At 36.3% G+C, this 15,706-nt stretch carries 18 protein-coding genes; 10 read left to right on the top strand and 8 right to left on the bottom strand.

Annotated features, from left to right (window positions below; all coding sequences use genetic code 11):
- The first annotated feature begins 119 nt into the window (after positions 1 to 119).
- The gene (locus GHC26_RS09940) at positions 120 to 701 is read left to right on the top strand and encodes a Maf family protein (protein WP_163971115.1); all 582 of its coding nucleotides are present in this window, start codon (positions 120 to 122) and stop codon (positions 699 to 701) included.
- 108 nt (positions 702 to 809) lie between these two features.
- Here GHC26_RS09940 and GHC26_RS09935 read toward each other — a convergent pair whose 3' ends face one another.
- Positions 810 to 956 carry a hypothetical protein gene (locus tag GHC26_RS09935; RefSeq protein WP_163971114.1) on the bottom strand — a complete coding sequence of 49 codons (147 nt, stop codon included), beginning with the start codon at positions 954 to 956 and terminating at the stop codon, positions 810 to 812.
- Positions 957 to 1,107: 151 nt separating this feature from the next.
- Here GHC26_RS09935 and GHC26_RS09930 point away from each other — a divergent pair, with 151 nt between their 5' ends.
- Together GHC26_RS09930 and GHC26_RS09925 are read left to right on the top strand one after the other, a co-directional pair.
- Positions 1,108 to 1,761, top strand: coding sequence for a spermine/spermidine synthase domain-containing protein (locus tag GHC26_RS09930; RefSeq protein ID WP_163971113.1), 654 nt, complete (start codon positions 1,108 to 1,110; stop codon positions 1,759 to 1,761).
- A 131-nt stretch (positions 1,762 to 1,892) separates the two neighbouring features.
- Positions 1,893 to 2,351, top strand: coding sequence for a DinB family protein (locus GHC26_RS09925; RefSeq protein WP_163971112.1), 459 nt, complete (start codon positions 1,893 to 1,895; stop codon positions 2,349 to 2,351).
- Positions 2,352 to 2,861: 510 nt separating this feature from the next.
- On the opposite strand, the gene GHC26_RS09920 is transcribed toward GHC26_RS09925, so the two are convergent.
- The 3 genes from GHC26_RS09920 to GHC26_RS09910 form a co-directional block, all read right to left on the bottom strand.
- The gene (locus tag GHC26_RS09920; protein ID WP_163971111.1) at positions 2,862 to 3,662 is read right to left on the bottom strand and encodes a serine/threonine protein kinase; all 801 of its coding nucleotides are present in this window, start codon (positions 3,660 to 3,662) and stop codon (positions 2,862 to 2,864) included.
- A gap of 165 nt (positions 3,663 to 3,827) precedes the next feature.
- Entirely contained in the window at positions 3,828 to 4,373 is a 546-nt protein-coding gene (locus GHC26_RS09915; RefSeq protein WP_163971192.1) for a DUF2651 family protein, read from the bottom strand.
- Entirely contained in the window at positions 4,370 to 4,873 is a 504-nt protein-coding gene (locus GHC26_RS09910) for an RNA polymerase sigma factor (protein ID WP_163971110.1), read from the bottom strand. Before GHC26_RS09910 ends, GHC26_RS09915 begins: the two co-directional genes overlap by 4 nt.
- A 278-nt stretch (positions 4,874 to 5,151) precedes the next feature.
- On the opposite strand from GHC26_RS09910, the gene GHC26_RS09905 reads away from it, so the two are divergent.
- From GHC26_RS09905 to GHC26_RS09885, 5 genes are all read left to right on the top strand, one after another.
- On the top strand, positions 5,152 to 6,495 hold the full coding sequence (locus GHC26_RS09905) for a YndJ family protein (protein WP_163971109.1): 1,344 nt from the start codon (positions 5,152 to 5,154) through the stop codon (positions 6,493 to 6,495).
- Positions 6,496 to 6,571: 76 nt separating this feature from the next.
- Positions 6,572 to 6,829 carry a hypothetical protein gene (locus tag GHC26_RS09900; protein ID WP_163971108.1) on the top strand — a complete coding sequence of 86 codons (258 nt, stop codon included), beginning with the start codon at positions 6,572 to 6,574 and terminating at the stop codon, positions 6,827 to 6,829.
- 87 nt (positions 6,830 to 6,916) lie between these two features.
- Positions 6,917 to 7,252 carry a hypothetical protein gene (locus GHC26_RS09895; protein WP_163971107.1) on the top strand — a complete coding sequence of 112 codons (336 nt, stop codon included), beginning with the start codon at positions 6,917 to 6,919 and terminating at the stop codon, positions 7,250 to 7,252.
- A gap of 564 nt (positions 7,253 to 7,816) precedes the next feature.
- A complete protein-coding gene (locus tag GHC26_RS09890; protein WP_163971106.1) occupies positions 7,817 to 8,098 on the top strand; it encodes a hypothetical protein in 282 nt (93 codons plus the stop codon).
- Between the two features lie 30 nt (positions 8,099 to 8,128).
- Positions 8,129 to 8,389, top strand: coding sequence for a hypothetical protein (locus GHC26_RS09885; protein ID WP_163971105.1), 261 nt, complete (start codon positions 8,129 to 8,131; stop codon positions 8,387 to 8,389).
- Positions 8,390 to 9,592: 1,203 nt separating this feature from the next.
- Here GHC26_RS09885 and GHC26_RS09880 read toward each other — a convergent pair.
- Positions 9,593 to 10,360, bottom strand: coding sequence for a hypothetical protein (locus GHC26_RS09880; RefSeq protein ID WP_163971104.1), 768 nt, complete (start codon positions 10,358 to 10,360; stop codon positions 9,593 to 9,595).
- Positions 10,361 to 10,798: 438 nt separating this feature from the next.
- The gene (locus tag GHC26_RS09875; protein WP_163971103.1) at positions 10,799 to 11,455 is read right to left on the bottom strand and encodes a carboxymuconolactone decarboxylase family protein; all 657 of its coding nucleotides are present in this window, start codon (positions 11,453 to 11,455) and stop codon (positions 10,799 to 10,801) included.
- A 264-nt stretch (positions 11,456 to 11,719) separates the two neighbouring features.
- Between GHC26_RS09875 and GHC26_RS09870 the strand changes: the two genes are divergently transcribed.
- Complete coding sequence (locus GHC26_RS09870) at positions 11,720 to 13,147, top strand: hypothetical protein (RefSeq protein ID WP_163971102.1); 1,428 nt, start codon at positions 11,720 to 11,722, stop codon at positions 13,145 to 13,147.
- 290 nt (positions 13,148 to 13,437) lie between these two features.
- Here GHC26_RS09870 and GHC26_RS09865 read toward each other — a convergent pair whose 3' ends face one another.
- Both GHC26_RS09865 and GHC26_RS09860 read right to left on the bottom strand, forming a co-directional pair.
- Complete coding sequence (locus GHC26_RS09865) at positions 13,438 to 14,004, bottom strand: NADPH-dependent FMN reductase (protein ID WP_163971101.1); 567 nt, start codon at positions 14,002 to 14,004, stop codon at positions 13,438 to 13,440.
- 14 nt (positions 14,005 to 14,018) lie between these two features.
- Positions 14,019 to 15,077: an LLM class flavin-dependent oxidoreductase gene (locus GHC26_RS09860; protein ID WP_163971100.1), complete on the bottom strand. Its 1,059-nt coding sequence runs from the start codon at positions 15,075 to 15,077 to the stop codon at positions 14,019 to 14,021.
- Positions 15,078 to 15,215: 138 nt separating this feature from the next.
- On the opposite strand from GHC26_RS09860, the gene GHC26_RS09855 reads away from it, so the two are divergent.
- Positions 15,216 to 15,569: a winged helix-turn-helix transcriptional regulator gene (locus tag GHC26_RS09855; RefSeq protein WP_163971099.1), complete on the top strand. Its 354-nt coding sequence runs from the start codon at positions 15,216 to 15,218 to the stop codon at positions 15,567 to 15,569.
- The last annotated feature ends 137 nt before the right edge of the window (positions 15,570 to 15,706 follow it).

The following is a 15,706-nucleotide window of genomic DNA, read 5'->3' as shown; positions in this document are numbered from 1 at the left end:
CATATCCCTTAAAGTCATTAAGGCACCTATTTTCATAGATTTTTGTATAGCTTTATATTACCATAGGTATAAATAGTAAGCCTTGTCATATACCAAATAGTTTCAACAGGAGGAGACCTATGCCAAACAACTTAATCTTAGCGTCATCTTCGCCAAGACGACAGGAACTCTTACATCAGGTGAACATACCATTTACAATTCGTAAGCCGAACATAGACGAGTCCCAAATCACAACTCGTGACCCAATTGAAAAGGTAAAACAATTAGCTATTCGAAAGGGTGAGCATGTACCTATTCAGGGTGAGCATGAAGTCATCCTAGCTGCTGATACAGTCGTTTCCTATCAGCAACAAATTTTCGAAAAACCTCAGGATAAGGATCATGCCTATAAAATGATTACCGCATTAAGTGGAGACGTTCATGAAGTATTTACTGGTGTTATGATTCGTTCGCACAAGGAAGAGAATGTATTTATCGAACGGACAAAGGTTGCATTTTGGCCATTGTCTGAATCAGAAATTAACTGGTATATCGCTACAAGTGAGCCGTACGATAAAGCAGGTGCTTATGGCATCCAAAGCCTTGGTGCCATATTTGTAAAAGAACTAATAGGGGATTATTACAATGTTGTTGGACTGCCGATTTCGCGAGTTGTGAGGGAGCTAAGTGGGTTTTCTGTTTTTCCAGATATGGATGTCTGACGTTTTAAGCTGGAGAATATTTTATAAGGAAAATTCTGTAAAAGTAAAAAGCAAGACTGGGTGGAACAGCCTTGCTTGTCACTAATGGGTTACAAATGACTTATACATTTATGAATCAGATTTTTTATGTTTAATTGGTTTTTCTGTCTTTGGCTTTTTATGCTGTTTGGTAATATCATGGTTCATTTGTAACGTGGCATCATCTAGATTATTGTTTAGTGCAGCTTCTTCATTCAGTCTTTCTTCCTTATCCATGATAGGTTCCCTCCAAATTTATAAGCTGCACTTATTTTACCCCTTATAGGTTGATTTTAGTCCACTTTACAATGAAACATAGATGAGTTATTAGTAAAGACAATTCGACAAAATTCGGGAAGTGACAGGCACTAAAGAGAGGAGTATTTCGATGTATGTTTCTCCAACAATAATTGATAGTGCTGAAACAGATAGAGGCGTCATTCAATTACAAAAACGTGGTAATGACTACGAGGTTATTAGTAATGGAACTTTTTTAATGGCAACCTATAATGGGGAATCAGAGCGATTGCTCGTTAATGCAGCAATTGAACAAGCATCAATGCCAAAACATGTATTAATTGGTGGTCTGGGGGTTGGGATGTCCTTAGCCGAGACATTATCTTATTCTAGTATTCAAAAAGTTACCGTAATAGAGATAGAGGAACGGATCATTGAATGGAATAAAACCTATCTAGCCGACTTTTCGTCTCAAAGTTTGCAAGATCCACGGACCAACATTGTTCATGCGGATTTCACCAAATGGATGTATGAAACCGATGAAACGTTTGATGCTATCTGTTTGGATATTGATAATGGACCAGATTGGACGGTAACAGATTCAAATGATGCTTTATATCAGAAGGACAGTCTGATCGTATTAGCTTCCCTTTTAAATGAAAACGGTATTCTCACCTTTTGGAGTGCAAGTGCTGCACCAGACTTTGTAGGAAGTCTTGAGCAATTATTCTCTCGTGTGGAAGTCCGAACAGTACCAATGGAACGCGGGGAACCGGATTATGTTTTTTTAGCTAGTAATACCTAATACTATAAAAATGGTGCAACTTCTTATGCGAGTGGCACTAATTGTAGTGATTAGTTCCGAGTAATGCTTCCTTATTGCGACCTTGCTCCAATATGTCTTATACTGGTGGTGATCGAATAGGAGGAAAAAACATGGTACCACTAAAACAATTTAATTTAGCAAGAACATCGTTGCTAACCTTTATAAAAGAATTAGATGAGGAAATAGTAGATAAACAATCCACATACTTTGATAACACCATTCGTTGGCATATTGGCAATATATTACTAATGGATGAAAAGCTATTATTTGTGAGCAAAGAAAAATCACAAAAAATCGCAAAAGAATATGCAGAGCTTTTTAGTTCTGATGTTAATGTAACTGACTGGAATATCGAAGCGCCTAGCCTAGAGCAATTAATAACCGATTTAGAAGAGCAGCAAAATCGAATTAACCAATTTGATGATCTCTTCTGGAAATCGAATGTGAAATTCAAAGCACCATATGGCCATATTGAAACACATGGTGACCTACTAATTATGCTTGCACATCGGGAATCCGAAATGCTTGGGAAAATTAAAATGATGAAACAAGTATTAGATGTATATTGATGTGAGTTAACTTATTATAAGGTAGTTTAATCTAATAATAGGTAAAGGAGTAGTGATATGTTTAAAAAGGCTTTAAAAAAAATTTCACGTGAAATGAAAAAATACGGTAGTAGTAGAAAAAAATCAGGATACTACCGTTACAGTTCCAGCAAAAGAAAGAAACGATACATTTATGGGAGCAGTAGTAGACGAAAAGGGCATTATCCGTATCATGGCTCACGCCGATATAAGCGACGTGGTTTCTTCAGAAGTAGTAGCTAAATTTCCCAAATTCCCCATTATCTAAGGGGGCCTCCCCTTTAGGGATCGCAATTACTCCTCACTGATTGAAGTTCCACCTTATTAAAGTACGTGTTAAAAAGGAGGATAACAATTAATACGTGAGCACAAGGAATGCTCACGAATCTACATCGCACGCAGGAAAAGTGTAGTTCTTTTCCGAGGAGCTAAAAAAGTAAGCCAACGAAGAAATTAGATGTGTCGTTTTTACCGGACTTTTTGAACATCCTCTTAAAGTGAATTATTAGATGAAAGATTTTTAATTGCTTGATCAATGTCTTTTAAAATTTCTTTGTCACTACGATAAGGCTCATCAATCTGTAGTAGTCTTTTTAAGATACTTGTTGTTTTTGAATGTAATATTAATTCTTCTGTCCAAGGTTGATCTTTTTTTGATTTATCATCATAGGTAGAGTATAGGAGGAAAAGAAGAAATTCTCCTAAGTCATAAAAGTCTTCTTGGACTAATTTTTTTTCCGTTTCTTTATTTAGATAGTCTGTATTAAGGTCGTGTGCTAAACCAAAATCTATCACATATAACCGATCTTTATTGATGATTACATTTGGAATCCTTATATCACCATGTACAATCCCTTTTCCATGGATATAACAGGTAATTGTGGCTAACTCTTTAAATAATACCAAACAATCTTTTTCGTCATATTGCTTTTTCAAATCAAATAAAATACTTTCTAGATTTTGCCCTTCTATAAATTCCATCGAAAAAAATTGATTGTTCTGATACGTAAATGTTTGCATTAGTTTTGGGATACACGAATGGTTTAGCATATTAAGAATAGCTGTCTCTTGCTTGTAATTTTGCTCATTTTCCTTTTTCTTACTTTTGCGCATTTGCTTTACCACGCATTTTCGACCTGAATCAAGATCAAGACATAGATAAATAATGCCATAACTCCCATTACGTAAAACTTCTTTTATCTTATATTTACCAGCTAACGTTTCATTAATAGAATATTGGCGGTCTAACATCGCTTGACGTAATTTTTTTATGATCCAGTGTATGGCTTCCATAAGCACCTCTAGTTTTTACAATTAATCGTAACTACATTATATCAAATATACCGCAGTGCAAACGCCCGCAATAGTTCATTTACTAAACAAACTCATTTCTTATAAAAATTACTCATACAAGTACATATTGACCTCCCTATTCTCTATAGTCCCAGCTGCATATCTTTATTCAAATAGTTTTTTTCGATTAAAAAAATATATTACTCCTTTACCAATTAATGAACCAAGTAAACTAATAGCTGTATAGACAATCATCCAAGTCAAAAATGTTATATTAACAAAAATAAACACACTGAAGAGGCCTCCTACTAATGTAGCAACAGGTCCTATCCAAATGTTTTTAAATAGGATATAGCTTAAAAAACCTATCAAAAATGTTGCAATAGGATAGATGATTAGGATCGATTGAAATTCATTCATATTAAAGAACATCATGGAACCGTAAATTCCAATCAGAACACCGATTAAAATAGCAAACAGCGTCATACGGTTGACCTTCTTCTGAATGCCTTTCACGATCTGTTGATCACTTTTATCCATTTCAACTTCACCCGAATCCTTAGGTAAATCTCTTTCAACATTCATTAGATAGTTCGTACAATCTTGACAATCATTAAGGTGACGCTCGATAAATTGATTACTTTCTTCACTTGTTAGATTTTCGACATACGTCGGTATTAAATCCTTTACAATATCACAATTCTTTCTCATTTTTGATCACCTCCATCCATCATTAAGGACAGTTTGTTTTTCGCTCTATAGAAATTAACTCTTGCCCAAGTAGCGGACTGATTAAATATTTCTCCGATTTCGTTAAAACTCAATTCGTTATAGATCCGTAGAATGATAATCTCTTGATGTGTCTGTTTCAGTTTTTTCATAGCATGTATCAAGTAATCTAATTTTTCTTTTTCCTCATATATATTTTCTGGTGTTTCTTCATTTAAACGTATATTTTCCAATGGGGACGTATCTCCTACTTGCTGAACTTTCATATTCTTTCTTAAATGGGAATAAAACGTATATTTTGCAATTTGAAATAGCCAAGTAGATACTTTACTACGTCCTTTAAACTGATGAATTGCTTTAAAGGCCTGAAAGAATGTTTCTTGTGTCAATTCCTCTGCCGTAAATTTGTCTCCTGATAGATAAAACAAATATTGATAAATCTGTTTCCTATATTTAATATATAACTGTTTAAACTCATCCAATTATGTACCTCCTTTCGAAAGCCTTCACTATATACGTGTTTGAAGTAAGTAAAACGTTACAGTTGTTTCATAAACATTCAAAAAGGGTTAGGATATTCAATCTTTAATCGTCCATTCCACTGTTAATAATATCTATTATCGTATGAAATTCCTGGTTAAATCAAATAGAACTTTATAAAACCTTTGCACATTCAATTGATTTAAAATAGTTAATGTTAAAATAGAACTAAGAATGTGAATGTGAAAACGAAACTGCTTTTAACCTGGAGGTTCTATTCATGCCACAACGCTTATTACAAATCATTCATTCTTATATTCCGATTGGTTTTGTTAGTTGGTTACTTACTTGGCCTATTCCGAGTTATCAGTCAACAGAGCGAATTATATTGTTCGCCGCCTTTGTTGTCGTACCGTTAACGTTATTCCGTGTTTTGTTATCATTCGAGCAACTTCAGCAGCACGTTGTATTTATCAAGCTATGTATCTATCTTTTACCAGTTAGTGCCATTTCGCTAATGTTTTCTTTTCTAATGACTCCAGGAATTTTGTCAGGATTTCTTTCTATACCGTGGTGTGTCGTAACGTTTGCAATTGCATGGAAGGGAACTCAGTTAATTAGAAGTGCTTCAACCCTCGCTGAAATATCCAAAGCAATTGCTTTTATCTATATAAGTATTGGTGGCATTTGGTTAGTAGGCCATCAATTCTCCATGCCAATTTTGGGATTTAAAGGAGAAATTATGCTACTAACCGTTAACCACTTTCACTACGCTGGATTCGTTGTTCCTATTTTACTAGGGTATTTATATCCATACATAAAACAGCTCCGTTTATCTAAATTTATCGTCATTTTGGGAATGTTGGCTCCCATTGCTATTGCGCTTGGAATGACCTATTCCTCCATACTCGAGTGGATATCTGTTATTCTCTATACAGCAACATTACTTTTTTACAGCACACTCGTCTTTATCTATATTATTCCAAAAGCAACAGGCTGGACAAAAGGATTTCATATCGCTTCTAGTGGCATAGTTTGGGTAACGATGGCACTCGCAGTCATTTACGGATACGGGCAATGGATCGGAAGTAATACCATTTCGATAGCCGCCATGGTTTTATGGCATGGATGGGGAAATGCGATTATTTTTGCCTTTTTAGGAATACTCGCATGGCATACTACCATAATGGATGAGGAAACTGAAAGAATTCCGTTTAGCAAAATACAAGGAAAAGGAAAAATTGGTCATGCTATTTTTGACAGGTTACAGGTTGTCCATCATTCTTGTGAAACCCCTCCAACAGGACTAATTGACAACATGCAAGATTACAAAAGCGAAACATTTGACCCTTGTATACTGGATGAGGAAGTCATTGATTTCTATGAACATACCGAAAACTATGAGTTACTTCTCACTCCGCATTGGAGTAAAGCCTTTGCTATTCCTGCAAAATTGTATAAGCTATTTAGTAATCGGGTGGAACAAATGAATTTTCCACTTAAAGCAGAAACAACTGAGCAACAAGTAGCAAGTAGAATTTTACCTATTATCGACGGGAAAGATAGTCGCAAAAGTGTCAGAGCATGGGTTCGCACTTATACGGAAATAAATAAAACCATATAATGCAGCACTTTATTCGACACATGTTTCGAACCAAATTAGATATATGAATATTGCCTTTCCCCTGCCTTTTTCGCAAATGACAAGTATTCTTTTCCTAGAACATGGTGATCATCATTCGTTATCCCTAACCTCTTGGTCGACTACATCCAAACAAGACCAAGGAGTATATCTTGTCTTTAACCAAAAAGCATTAAAACTGCCAATCAACGAAACGATAACCGTTTGGAAAGATCCCAAAAAGCCGCATGGTCAAATCGAGGCAACACATGATATGTGGCTGTTCGGAATTAAATTTCTTCGTCTAGACTACCGTATTCGATCGTTAAAGAAATGACGGAGGAGCTTAGTTATGTTGATTTGTCTCACTGGAATATTGTAAAGTGAATACAATAAATTCAACTAGAGGCTTGGAGGAAAAACAATGGCAGAGTCCGTCTCACTCAACGGTTTAAAAGTGTTAATTGAACAAAAAATGAAGAAAAAAATCCTCATTAAAGTCATGTGGAATGAGACAGAAAAGATTACGTTATTCATTGTCCCTAATATGAAAATCAACTCGTTTATCTATGATGAAAAAGAAGGTTATTTATTTTATGATTTAGAAGGACAGCCAATTGAATACGTTATTCCTTGTGTATTAACAGAGGATCATTTGGAAAATGGGAAGGTAAAACTGGACGGAGGAACTGATCAACCAATCAAGATAAATCATCAACCTTTATCCAAAGAAGATAAACAATTTTTACGGGAATACTAAAGGATGTGTTAAGGCTGACATTGCCAAAAGAGGTGGTATTCTTAGTCAGCCTATCACGTTAACTAAAGGGTAAAAATTTCAAGTTACATATATGTTTCAGAGATTATCCACCATACAAAAAGCCTTGAAGTCTGTCTATTTAAAAACATGGTAGTATTAATAAATCAGTGTGTAGCGATACCGCGGTACCAGCTAAAATGAAACTTCAATCAGTGGGGGTTTCCTTTCCTCCCCCCACTGATTGTTAGTTGAACGAATCGGACATTTACGGGCAGTTTGATCCCCCACTTATCTTTCTTAGATCTCCTAAGAAATCTTGAAGTGGGGGTCTTACTGCCCGTTACATGCGGGATAAAGTGGTTCGCGTTTTTTGTACTTAAAAAAATAAGTCTTTTGTTTAAACAGCTAAACCTTTAAATAGCCGATTGATTTAGTTATAAAATCAGTCGGTTTTTTAGTACATTATATATATGAGCTAGAGCATATCAATAGTCCTTCAGCATTAAATTAGTTGAAACTATTTGGTACTGGTTTCGTATAGAAAGGAAAGGAGGAGATTAATAAATGGAATACATGCTAATAAGTACATCAATCCTTGTACTATTGATCGTAATCAATTTATGGATTAAGGTGGATAAATTAGAAGGTCGTATAAAGGCGATACAATACACGCTAGATCAATTAGCAAGTCAATCGGGTGTATATGAAAACCCAATAAATGACGATTTACGTAACCTAATAAAAGCTGGTAAAGAGGTAAAAGCGGTTAAAAAAGCAAGAGAAACGTTAGGTTTATCATTAGTAGAAGGAAAAGAATACATTGATAAGTTAAAATCAGAGAAATAAAGCTCACAAAATTCTAGGGAGTGTCATCAAGTGAAAAAGTATATTATTTTTGCCACCAGTTTTATTTTGCTGTTTTCATTACTCCACATCTTATCTGGAATTCTGCTTACATATGCATATACTCCAGATATAACAGAGGCATGGAATTTGAGTGCTAATCTATCTCAAGAAGCAGTTATCAAAAGTCGTCAACATCCATTTTTACTAACATTATTTATTGCTTTTCTTTCTGCCACAATTGCATATGCTATCCCCAAAAAAACTACCAAAACCAACAATCGTGCCAAATAAGATAAAGGAGGACCCGATGAAATCTCAAAGTATAAAAAAGCATTTTGTCACACTAAACCAACAACGAGAAAACCTTCTTCCGATACTTCAATCACTATCAAGAGCACAGTTATAGGAAAGGCCTAAAGAAGATAAATGGTCTATTGGGGAAACGATGTATCATTTGTACTTAATAACTAAAATGCTACAAATTGCAGCAATCATAACCATTCCATGTACAAAGATATTTGCTCGAATGGTACGAAACAAACGATTTAATAGAGAAATACATGATATTTATAAGGAGTATAAAGAAATACATGGTAAAGGGATGAAGGCTCCTTTTATATTAAATCCACCAGCTAAAGTTTATAATACGATGGACTTTAACGAATTATATGGTAAAAATATCGAGAATAGTGGAGGATATGGAAGAAAGTGTTGTAGGACATATTGTTTTTTTGGAAAGGTAAGAAAGTATAAAAAGTTGGCCTCATTACTGTCTTATATAGGAAAGGCCACGTCCAGCTTCGAGCGATTGACGTCCTAGTGCCGATAGACATAAGGACGCACGAGTTTTCATCGGCCAGCGCCTACCCCCTCGAGGTCATAAGCCAATCCACATTACGCGCAAAAAACGCCACGTCGAGGCTTGGCTTATGCTTGGCAGATAAGAAAACCTTCTTACTGCATAAGTGCAACTAAGGCTTTCGCCACATCACTTGGCGACAAGCCAAGTTTTCTAATCGGGGGTGATCAAGGCGCTTCTAGCTTTTGTTCATCCTATTGCAAATTATCCTAATCTTATTCAAGCAATTCAGCTTTTTAGATACATGAAGCACATCATTTCGCTTATCATAAAAAATCCACCAGTCCACTTTTGTCAGATCTTATGATTAATTATCTCAAATAGCACAATAACTATCCCAGCAATCGAAAAACGTTTAATATTACGCTTTCCCATCAATAATACGGATAACCAACGAGTTACGATGATCATGATATTAAATATAATTTTAGGTATCCAAAGAAACAATTTGTGTTACGTTTATTTATTCGAATCCTGTCCCTTTACATTACGTTTAAACCTGTAAATTCACATGATCACTTCTAAAAATTTACCAAATCTAAAAAACACCGAAAAAATCAGCGTTTACAATTAGTATACCTACTTAACTTTTAGTTGTATTAGTTCTAGTTTAACTATCTATAAATTCCTCTATTTTACGTGTTCACCTTAAAATCTACTTTTTCATGTTGATACACTTTTTCAAAATCATCATTTTCCTGCAAATGTGTAAATAAATCTTCAGGTGAAAACCATAGATAGTCATTTTCCATCTTATAATCTGCACCATGAAAGTAGCTTAACCATACTAATTTTGAACAATAAATGTACTTCCAAGGATCCTTTAATGATTGGTCTAACGTCATGGAAAACAATGGTTTCTCTTCACCATTATCCAACTTCTCCTTATACTCTGTTAAATACTTTTCGGCATAACCTACAGCCGCCTCACCTATTTCTGAAGACTTAGGCCTAAATTGAGCATGATGTGGGTGCTTTTCAAGGAATTGATGAATGGTATCTTTTTGAATAGCTGGATGCCCCCCTGGAGCCTCAATTAGATTGGACTCATCCACAACAAGGGCTGAATGACCAATATACCCAGTCAAATCCTTATTAACATTATCACTTGCTACCAAAATATCACCAGGCTTAAAATCTCGTTCTTGTTGGTTTCTTGGAGAGCTAAATGAGTACTGTTCGCTCAATCCCATAGGCACTCCATTTATGACATAGAATCCACTAATAGTTAGATGATTAAGTTGATATCTATCACCTACATAAAGATAAAAGGTATTGCCTTGGTAGTATGTTGCTACCAACTGATTGTCAATATATATACAAACATAATAAAACGGTAGTTTGGATAGCTGTCTTATTTTCACCCAATCATTTTGATGTCGAACATCAAAATATTTTTCCATTTTACCACCACCCATCATAGCCTATTCCAGAGTGGTGAAAAATGTTCAAAGTTACATCAGTGAAACTTCAATCAGGAGAGTTCGACGCACAGGACAAGGAAAGCTACGAAAGCAAGACATCGCACGAAGCAAAAGTGCTTTTCTTTTGCGAGGACGTTCTAGTACGGACAATGTGGCAGGACAACCGTGTTTATGTCGGCCTGCCCGTTACATGCGGGATAAATTAATCTAACAGATCTTGGGATAAGGCAATTCGAAAAAAAACAGAGCGTGCTTATCAGTTCCTCAACTAGTATGGAAAGTCATTATAAGGTAGCAGAGCAGCCTTATGTGTGACTTAACTAGTCCAGAAAGTCTTTATAAAGTAACAGAGCAGGCTTATCGTACCTCAGGCTGGTCGGGAAAGTAATCTTCCCCTTTTTTATATGGTAATATTATCTAACTTTCTTGGTAACTTTGAATCATATTCGCCATATGAGCATAAGGTCCACCTGCCCGTATTGCGGAAGTTACCGTAATGGCTTCTGCAAGCTCCTCACTAGTTGCACCTTGACTCACCGCTTTTTGTGTATGAACATCAATGCAATATGGGCATTGCGTAGCGTTTGCAACAGCCACGGCAACTATTTCTTTAAATTTGGTACTTAATTTTCCAGCTTTTGTTGCAGCATTACTAAATGCTTGATAACCTCTAAAACCCTCTGATGCAAATTTGCCTAATTGACCTAAATTCTTTAAATTGGAACGAGCATAGAGCAAATCAGATGCCTCTTTATCTTTTGCATTATGAACATGTGTACTATGGGTGACTGTTCCTCCAGCTTCAATTGCAGCAGTTACAAATACAGCTTCTGTTAATTCTTCTAATGTTGCTCCAGCCTTTTTCGCATTTTTCGTATGAGTATCAATACAATAAGGACATTGGGTTGCGTGTGTTATCGCAACAGCAATGATTTCTTTCTCTTTTTTTGATAAAGCTCCATCTTTAAAAACAGCATTATTAAAGTCACTAAAAGCTTTTAATTGTTCAGGTGCCAAATCTTTTAATAAAGCTAAATTTTGTAGACTTTCTTTTGTATATAAGCTTGAAGACATGTTAAAAACTCCTTTTCTATTTTTAGGAATAGCCTGCATATTCCTGCATCAACCATTCAGTATAATAATAGTAACAATATTTGCTAATTTTTAACAACAATTAAGTATCAACCCCCAACTCTCTTCTATCGCATTAGCACGCTAGGGACTGGATCTATTTTCCAAGAACTCGGTTACTTAGATCTCCATTTTCACACCTGCCCAAAAAGCAACATAAAATAGTCTAGATTTCTATATTCCTAGATAAAGGAGATAGATTAAAACATGGAATTAACATTGGCACATTGGTTGTATTTAGCTGGGACATTGCTTATTATTCTAACGATGTTATTTAGGCAAAATGTTGTCGTTCCAGCTTTAGTCATGAGTTTTTTCGTCGTCTGGGCCTTTACTGGGTCTTTCCTAGACGGTATTCAAGCGATTTTCAATGCAAACTTAACCGCGGCGACTGAGCTATTTAACATCTTTTTAATCATTGCAGTTATGACTGCGCTACTAAGGTCGATTAAGTCGATTGGCGCTGATGAGCAAATGGTTCAGCCGTTCCAAAGGGTAATGAAAAACGGAACATTAGCTTTTTGGATTCTTGTCTTAGTCACATACTTTTTATCGTTATTCTTCTGGCCAGCACCAGCAGTTCCACTAATTGGAGCACTATTAATTCCAGTCGCTATTCAAGCTGGGCTTTCACCAATCGGTGCTGCAATTGCGATTTCGCTTGCTGGACACGGGATGGCACTATCATCCGATTTTATTCTGAAAGTTGCACCAGAATTAACTGCCTCTAGTAGTCGTGTACTGGAAGCTGGTGCTATTGGCGAGCAAACATTAATTTTGTCGCTGATTGCTGGGGCAGTTTCGCTAACAATTGCTTATTTAATTGTTCGTAAATCCATTAAAAAACCAGCGAAACAAAACCTTACTGAGTGGGAAAATAGTGGAGATGATGACTTAAACATTCGAGCAGATGACACCGAGGTTAAGACAGGTAAATATAGTCCCGTATTTGCTTTTCTCGTTCCTTCAATCTTTTTAGTCATTGTCACGTATGTAATTGTCGCAACATTCTCTGATGTTATACCAGCAATTGAAGATGGAGCTGGTTCTTCCCTTGTTGGTGGTACAGCAATTCTTCTAATTATTATCATGTCACTGTTCCGTGACTACAAAAAAACATTACAAGAAGTTAGCGATCATATCGTTAATGGTTTTGTGTTTGCCTTTAAAGTAATGGGTCTCGTTATCCCTGTTGCCGCATTTTTCTTTATTGGAAGCGGTGAACTAGCAAGTCAGATTTTCGGTACAGACCCAGATGCGACACCTTCTTTCCTATTTGACCTAGTTCAGGAAAGTCAAGGATTCATTCCAGATAACGCCTTTTTCACAGCATTAGGTGTATTGATTTTAGGAATGATTTCTGGTCTTGATGGTTCTGGCTTCTCTGCGCTACCATTAATCGGTTCACTTTCAGAGGCATTGGCCGCATCAACGGGAATAGACCCAACAACACTTGCTTCGATCGGCCAAATCGGTGCCATTTGGGTAGGTGGCGGTACACTTGTCGCCTGGTCACCAATTATCGCTATCGCAGGCTTTGCCAAAATATCCGTCATAGACCTCGTCCGAAAAAGCTTCATCCCAGTAGTGATTGGTTTATTTGTGGCAATGATTTCAGCAATACTCTTTTTATAAACAAGATTGGGATGGTTCGTTTCTTCCAAACTACGATACGGAAGAAACGGAAATCATCCCTCTTTGCTTCATATCAATTAATTAGTATCTATGTTGTTGCATCATGAAAAAAGACAATTCACCCAACTGGTGAATTGTCTTTTATTAAGGCTGTTTTATCATAGATTGTTGCTTTTTTTGTATAATACTTAATGAATAATTGATATATTATGCGTTGTAAATACGCATAATATAGAAGTTGCGAATTTAAGAAAGCAACAATGTATGCGAAAAGCACCTTCATTAATCAATTAAAAATCGTACATCGCATCTTTTTCTTCACGAATTTTGGCATAGGTTTCCGCTAGCATCATGGTATCCTCCACCAAACGCTCTATACGGAATAAGACATCATCATTGGCAATTTCTTTACGGTGAAAATCTTTTTCCTCAATAAACACGTATGTCTGAACGATGTTTGCTTTCATATAAGCCAAAATCGGTTTTAATTGCTGTTCTGCAATGAGATAATGCTTTGGTGAACCAGCTGTAACAAGCAAGCTAACTACTTTGTCCCGAAACGCATCAACTGGTAGTAAATCAAAAATATTTTTTAATGTAGCAGGAATAGATGCTTGAAAGATTGGTGTCCCAATAATAAGTACATCTGCTTCCATGATTGTTTTCGTGACAAAGCCTGTGTCACCCTCATATTCCAAATAATTACGTCCATCACTAAACTGAAGATCATATTCCGCTAGATCAATAAGCTGCATTTCCACATCTGGGTATTTTTCGATAAGTGACTGGACAGTATAATTCATCGCCGTTCTAGTTTTGGACCCTACTATAGATCCAGATAACCCAACAACTTTCATCTCTCTCCCTCTCCTTACTTTTTGGCCGTATATTTTCGAATAGCTGGTAAAATTTCGGTACCAATTATATCGATATTTTTCTGTAATTTTTCAAACGGCATGCCACCAAAATCGATTTGCGCAATATACCGTTGATGTCCAAACATTTCATGCTGATAAAGAATTTTTTCAATAATTTCTTGTGGACTTCCAATATTCATTACACTATGTGGATCAACACCTTGCGCAAAATTACGTTTTGGAAATCCTTGGCCATTTGTTTTCTTCATGCCTTCATTTATATGCGGATACATATCTTGTAATGCCTGCTGAGAGGTTTCAGCAGCATAGAAAAATCCCGCCGTCGCAACTGGTAGCTCCTCTGGGTCAAAGCCTCGGCTCCGAGCAGCATCTCGATATGCATCTACCGTACGCTTAAATACGGCAACTGGTCCACCTAAATGTGCCATAAACATCCCAACACCAGCATACCCTGCCTTCATCGCACTTGCGGGAGATCCCCCAACCGCACGCCAAATTGGCATTTTTCCATTTTGTGGACGGGGTAGGATCTTGGCATTGTTTAATGGTGCTCGGAACTCGCCACTCCAATCCACCACTTCTTCTTCATTTATCTGGCGCAAGAGATCAAACTTTTCCTCAAATAATTCTTCATAATCACGTAAATTATACCCTAGTAAATCAAATAACCCAACTCTTGACGCTCGGCCTGCAATAATTTCTGCACGTCCTTTTGAAATTAAATCAAGTGTTGCGAAATCTTCATATACACGGACAGGATCAGATGTGCTAATAATCGTAGAGGAACTAGCTATTTTTATATTTTTAGTTGCCTGTGCAATTGCTGAAAGTACAACGGAATGTGCTTGTGTTGCAAAATACTCCTGATGACTCTCCCCTACACTAAAAAAGTCAATACCAGCCTGATCCGCTAATTTTGCATATTCTATAATTTCGTGAATCCGTTCTTCTGCTGAAATTCTTTCACCTGTGTTTGGATTTGGCAAATGATCACCTAAAGTATAAATACCAAATTCCAATCCTTTGTTCGGATCAATGCGATAGTTTTCCATCTATTTTCACCTTACTTTCTCATACTAGTATTTACTTTTTCCTATCTATAACGTTATTATAGATAATAATAACTTATTTTTTAAGTACCCACTTTAAAGTGGTATAGTATCCTAAAAGATACTTAGGGAGGAAATATCATGGAAAAGCAACCAGAAAACTGCCGTGTCGAGGATGCGTTAAGTATCTTAGTCGGCAAATGGAAACCAATTATTATCTTACATTTATTGCAACAAGGTACGAAACGTTTTAGTGAGTTAAAGCGGAGCTTACCTGGAATCACACAAAAAATGTTAACCAAGCAATTACGGGAGCTTGAGGAAGAAGACATTGTCCAACGCGTTGTCTATCCACAGGTCCCGCCAAAAGTAGAGTATTCGATCACGGAATATGGGAGAAGTTTGGAACCGATTTTAGAAGCCATGCATGAATGGGGTACCAAGCACACCTTGCACAAAATGGAAAAACAAAAACAAAATCAAATGACTTCTTAAGAAGCAAGAGTAGATTCCTCTGCTTCTTTTTTTTACACGTGAGGAGTGCAAAATTTTAGCTAGAAACTAGATTCGACGCGGCTAAAATTTTAATATCCTGTGACAATGCCAGTACTAGGACATCAATCACTCCGATC

The organism is Oceanobacillus halotolerans (genome assembly GCF_010993955.1).
Lineage (GTDB): Bacteria > Bacillota > Bacilli > Bacillales > Amphibacillaceae > Oceanibacillus_A > Oceanibacillus_A halotolerans.
Note: the sequence above shows the minus strand (reverse complement) of the source record. Positions and strands in the feature narration are given on the sequence as shown.

Bases quoted from the DNA above. Each gene is read 5' to 3' on its own strand.
- GHC26_RS09940 (WP_163971115.1), top strand. From the start codon at position 120: ATGCCAAACAACTTAATCTTAGCGTCATCTTCGCCAAGACGACAGGAA.
- GHC26_RS09935 (WP_163971114.1), bottom strand. From the start codon at position 956: ATGGATAAGGAAGAAAGACTGAATGAAGAAGCTGCACTAAACAATAAT.
- GHC26_RS09930 (WP_163971113.1), top strand. From the start codon at position 1,108: ATGTATGTTTCTCCAACAATAATTGATAGTGCTGAAACAGATAGAGGC.
- GHC26_RS09925 (WP_163971112.1), top strand. From the start codon at position 1,893: ATGGTACCACTAAAACAATTTAATTTAGCAAGAACATCGTTGCTAACC.
- GHC26_RS09920 (WP_163971111.1), bottom strand. From the start codon at position 3,662: ATGGAAGCCATACACTGGATCATAAAAAAATTACGTCAAGCGATGTTA.
- GHC26_RS09915 (WP_163971192.1), bottom strand. From the start codon at position 4,373: ATGAGAAAGAATTGTGATATTGTAAAGGATTTAATACCGACGTATGTC.
- GHC26_RS09905 (WP_163971109.1), top strand. From the start codon at position 5,152: ATGCCACAACGCTTATTACAAATCATTCATTCTTATATTCCGATTGGT.
- GHC26_RS09900 (WP_163971108.1), top strand. From the start codon at position 6,572: ATGACAAGTATTCTTTTCCTAGAACATGGTGATCATCATTCGTTATCC.
- GHC26_RS09895 (WP_163971107.1), top strand. From the start codon at position 6,917: ATGGCAGAGTCCGTCTCACTCAACGGTTTAAAAGTGTTAATTGAACAA.
- GHC26_RS09890 (WP_163971106.1), top strand. From the start codon at position 7,817: ATGGAATACATGCTAATAAGTACATCAATCCTTGTACTATTGATCGTA.
- GHC26_RS09880 (WP_163971104.1), bottom strand. From the start codon at position 10,360: ATGGAAAAATATTTTGATGTTCGACATCAAAATGATTGGGTGAAAATA.
- GHC26_RS09875 (WP_163971103.1), bottom strand. From the start codon at position 11,455: ATGTCTTCAAGCTTATATACAAAAGAAAGTCTACAAAATTTAGCTTTA.
- GHC26_RS09870 (WP_163971102.1), top strand. From the start codon at position 11,720: ATGGAATTAACATTGGCACATTGGTTGTATTTAGCTGGGACATTGCTT.
- GHC26_RS09865 (WP_163971101.1), bottom strand. From the start codon at position 14,004: ATGAAAGTTGTTGGGTTATCTGGATCTATAGTAGGGTCCAAAACTAGA.
- GHC26_RS09860 (WP_163971100.1), bottom strand. From the start codon at position 15,077: ATGGAAAACTATCGCATTGATCCGAACAAAGGATTGGAATTTGGTATT.
- GHC26_RS09855 (WP_163971099.1), top strand. From the start codon at position 15,216: ATGGAAAAGCAACCAGAAAACTGCCGTGTCGAGGATGCGTTAAGTATC.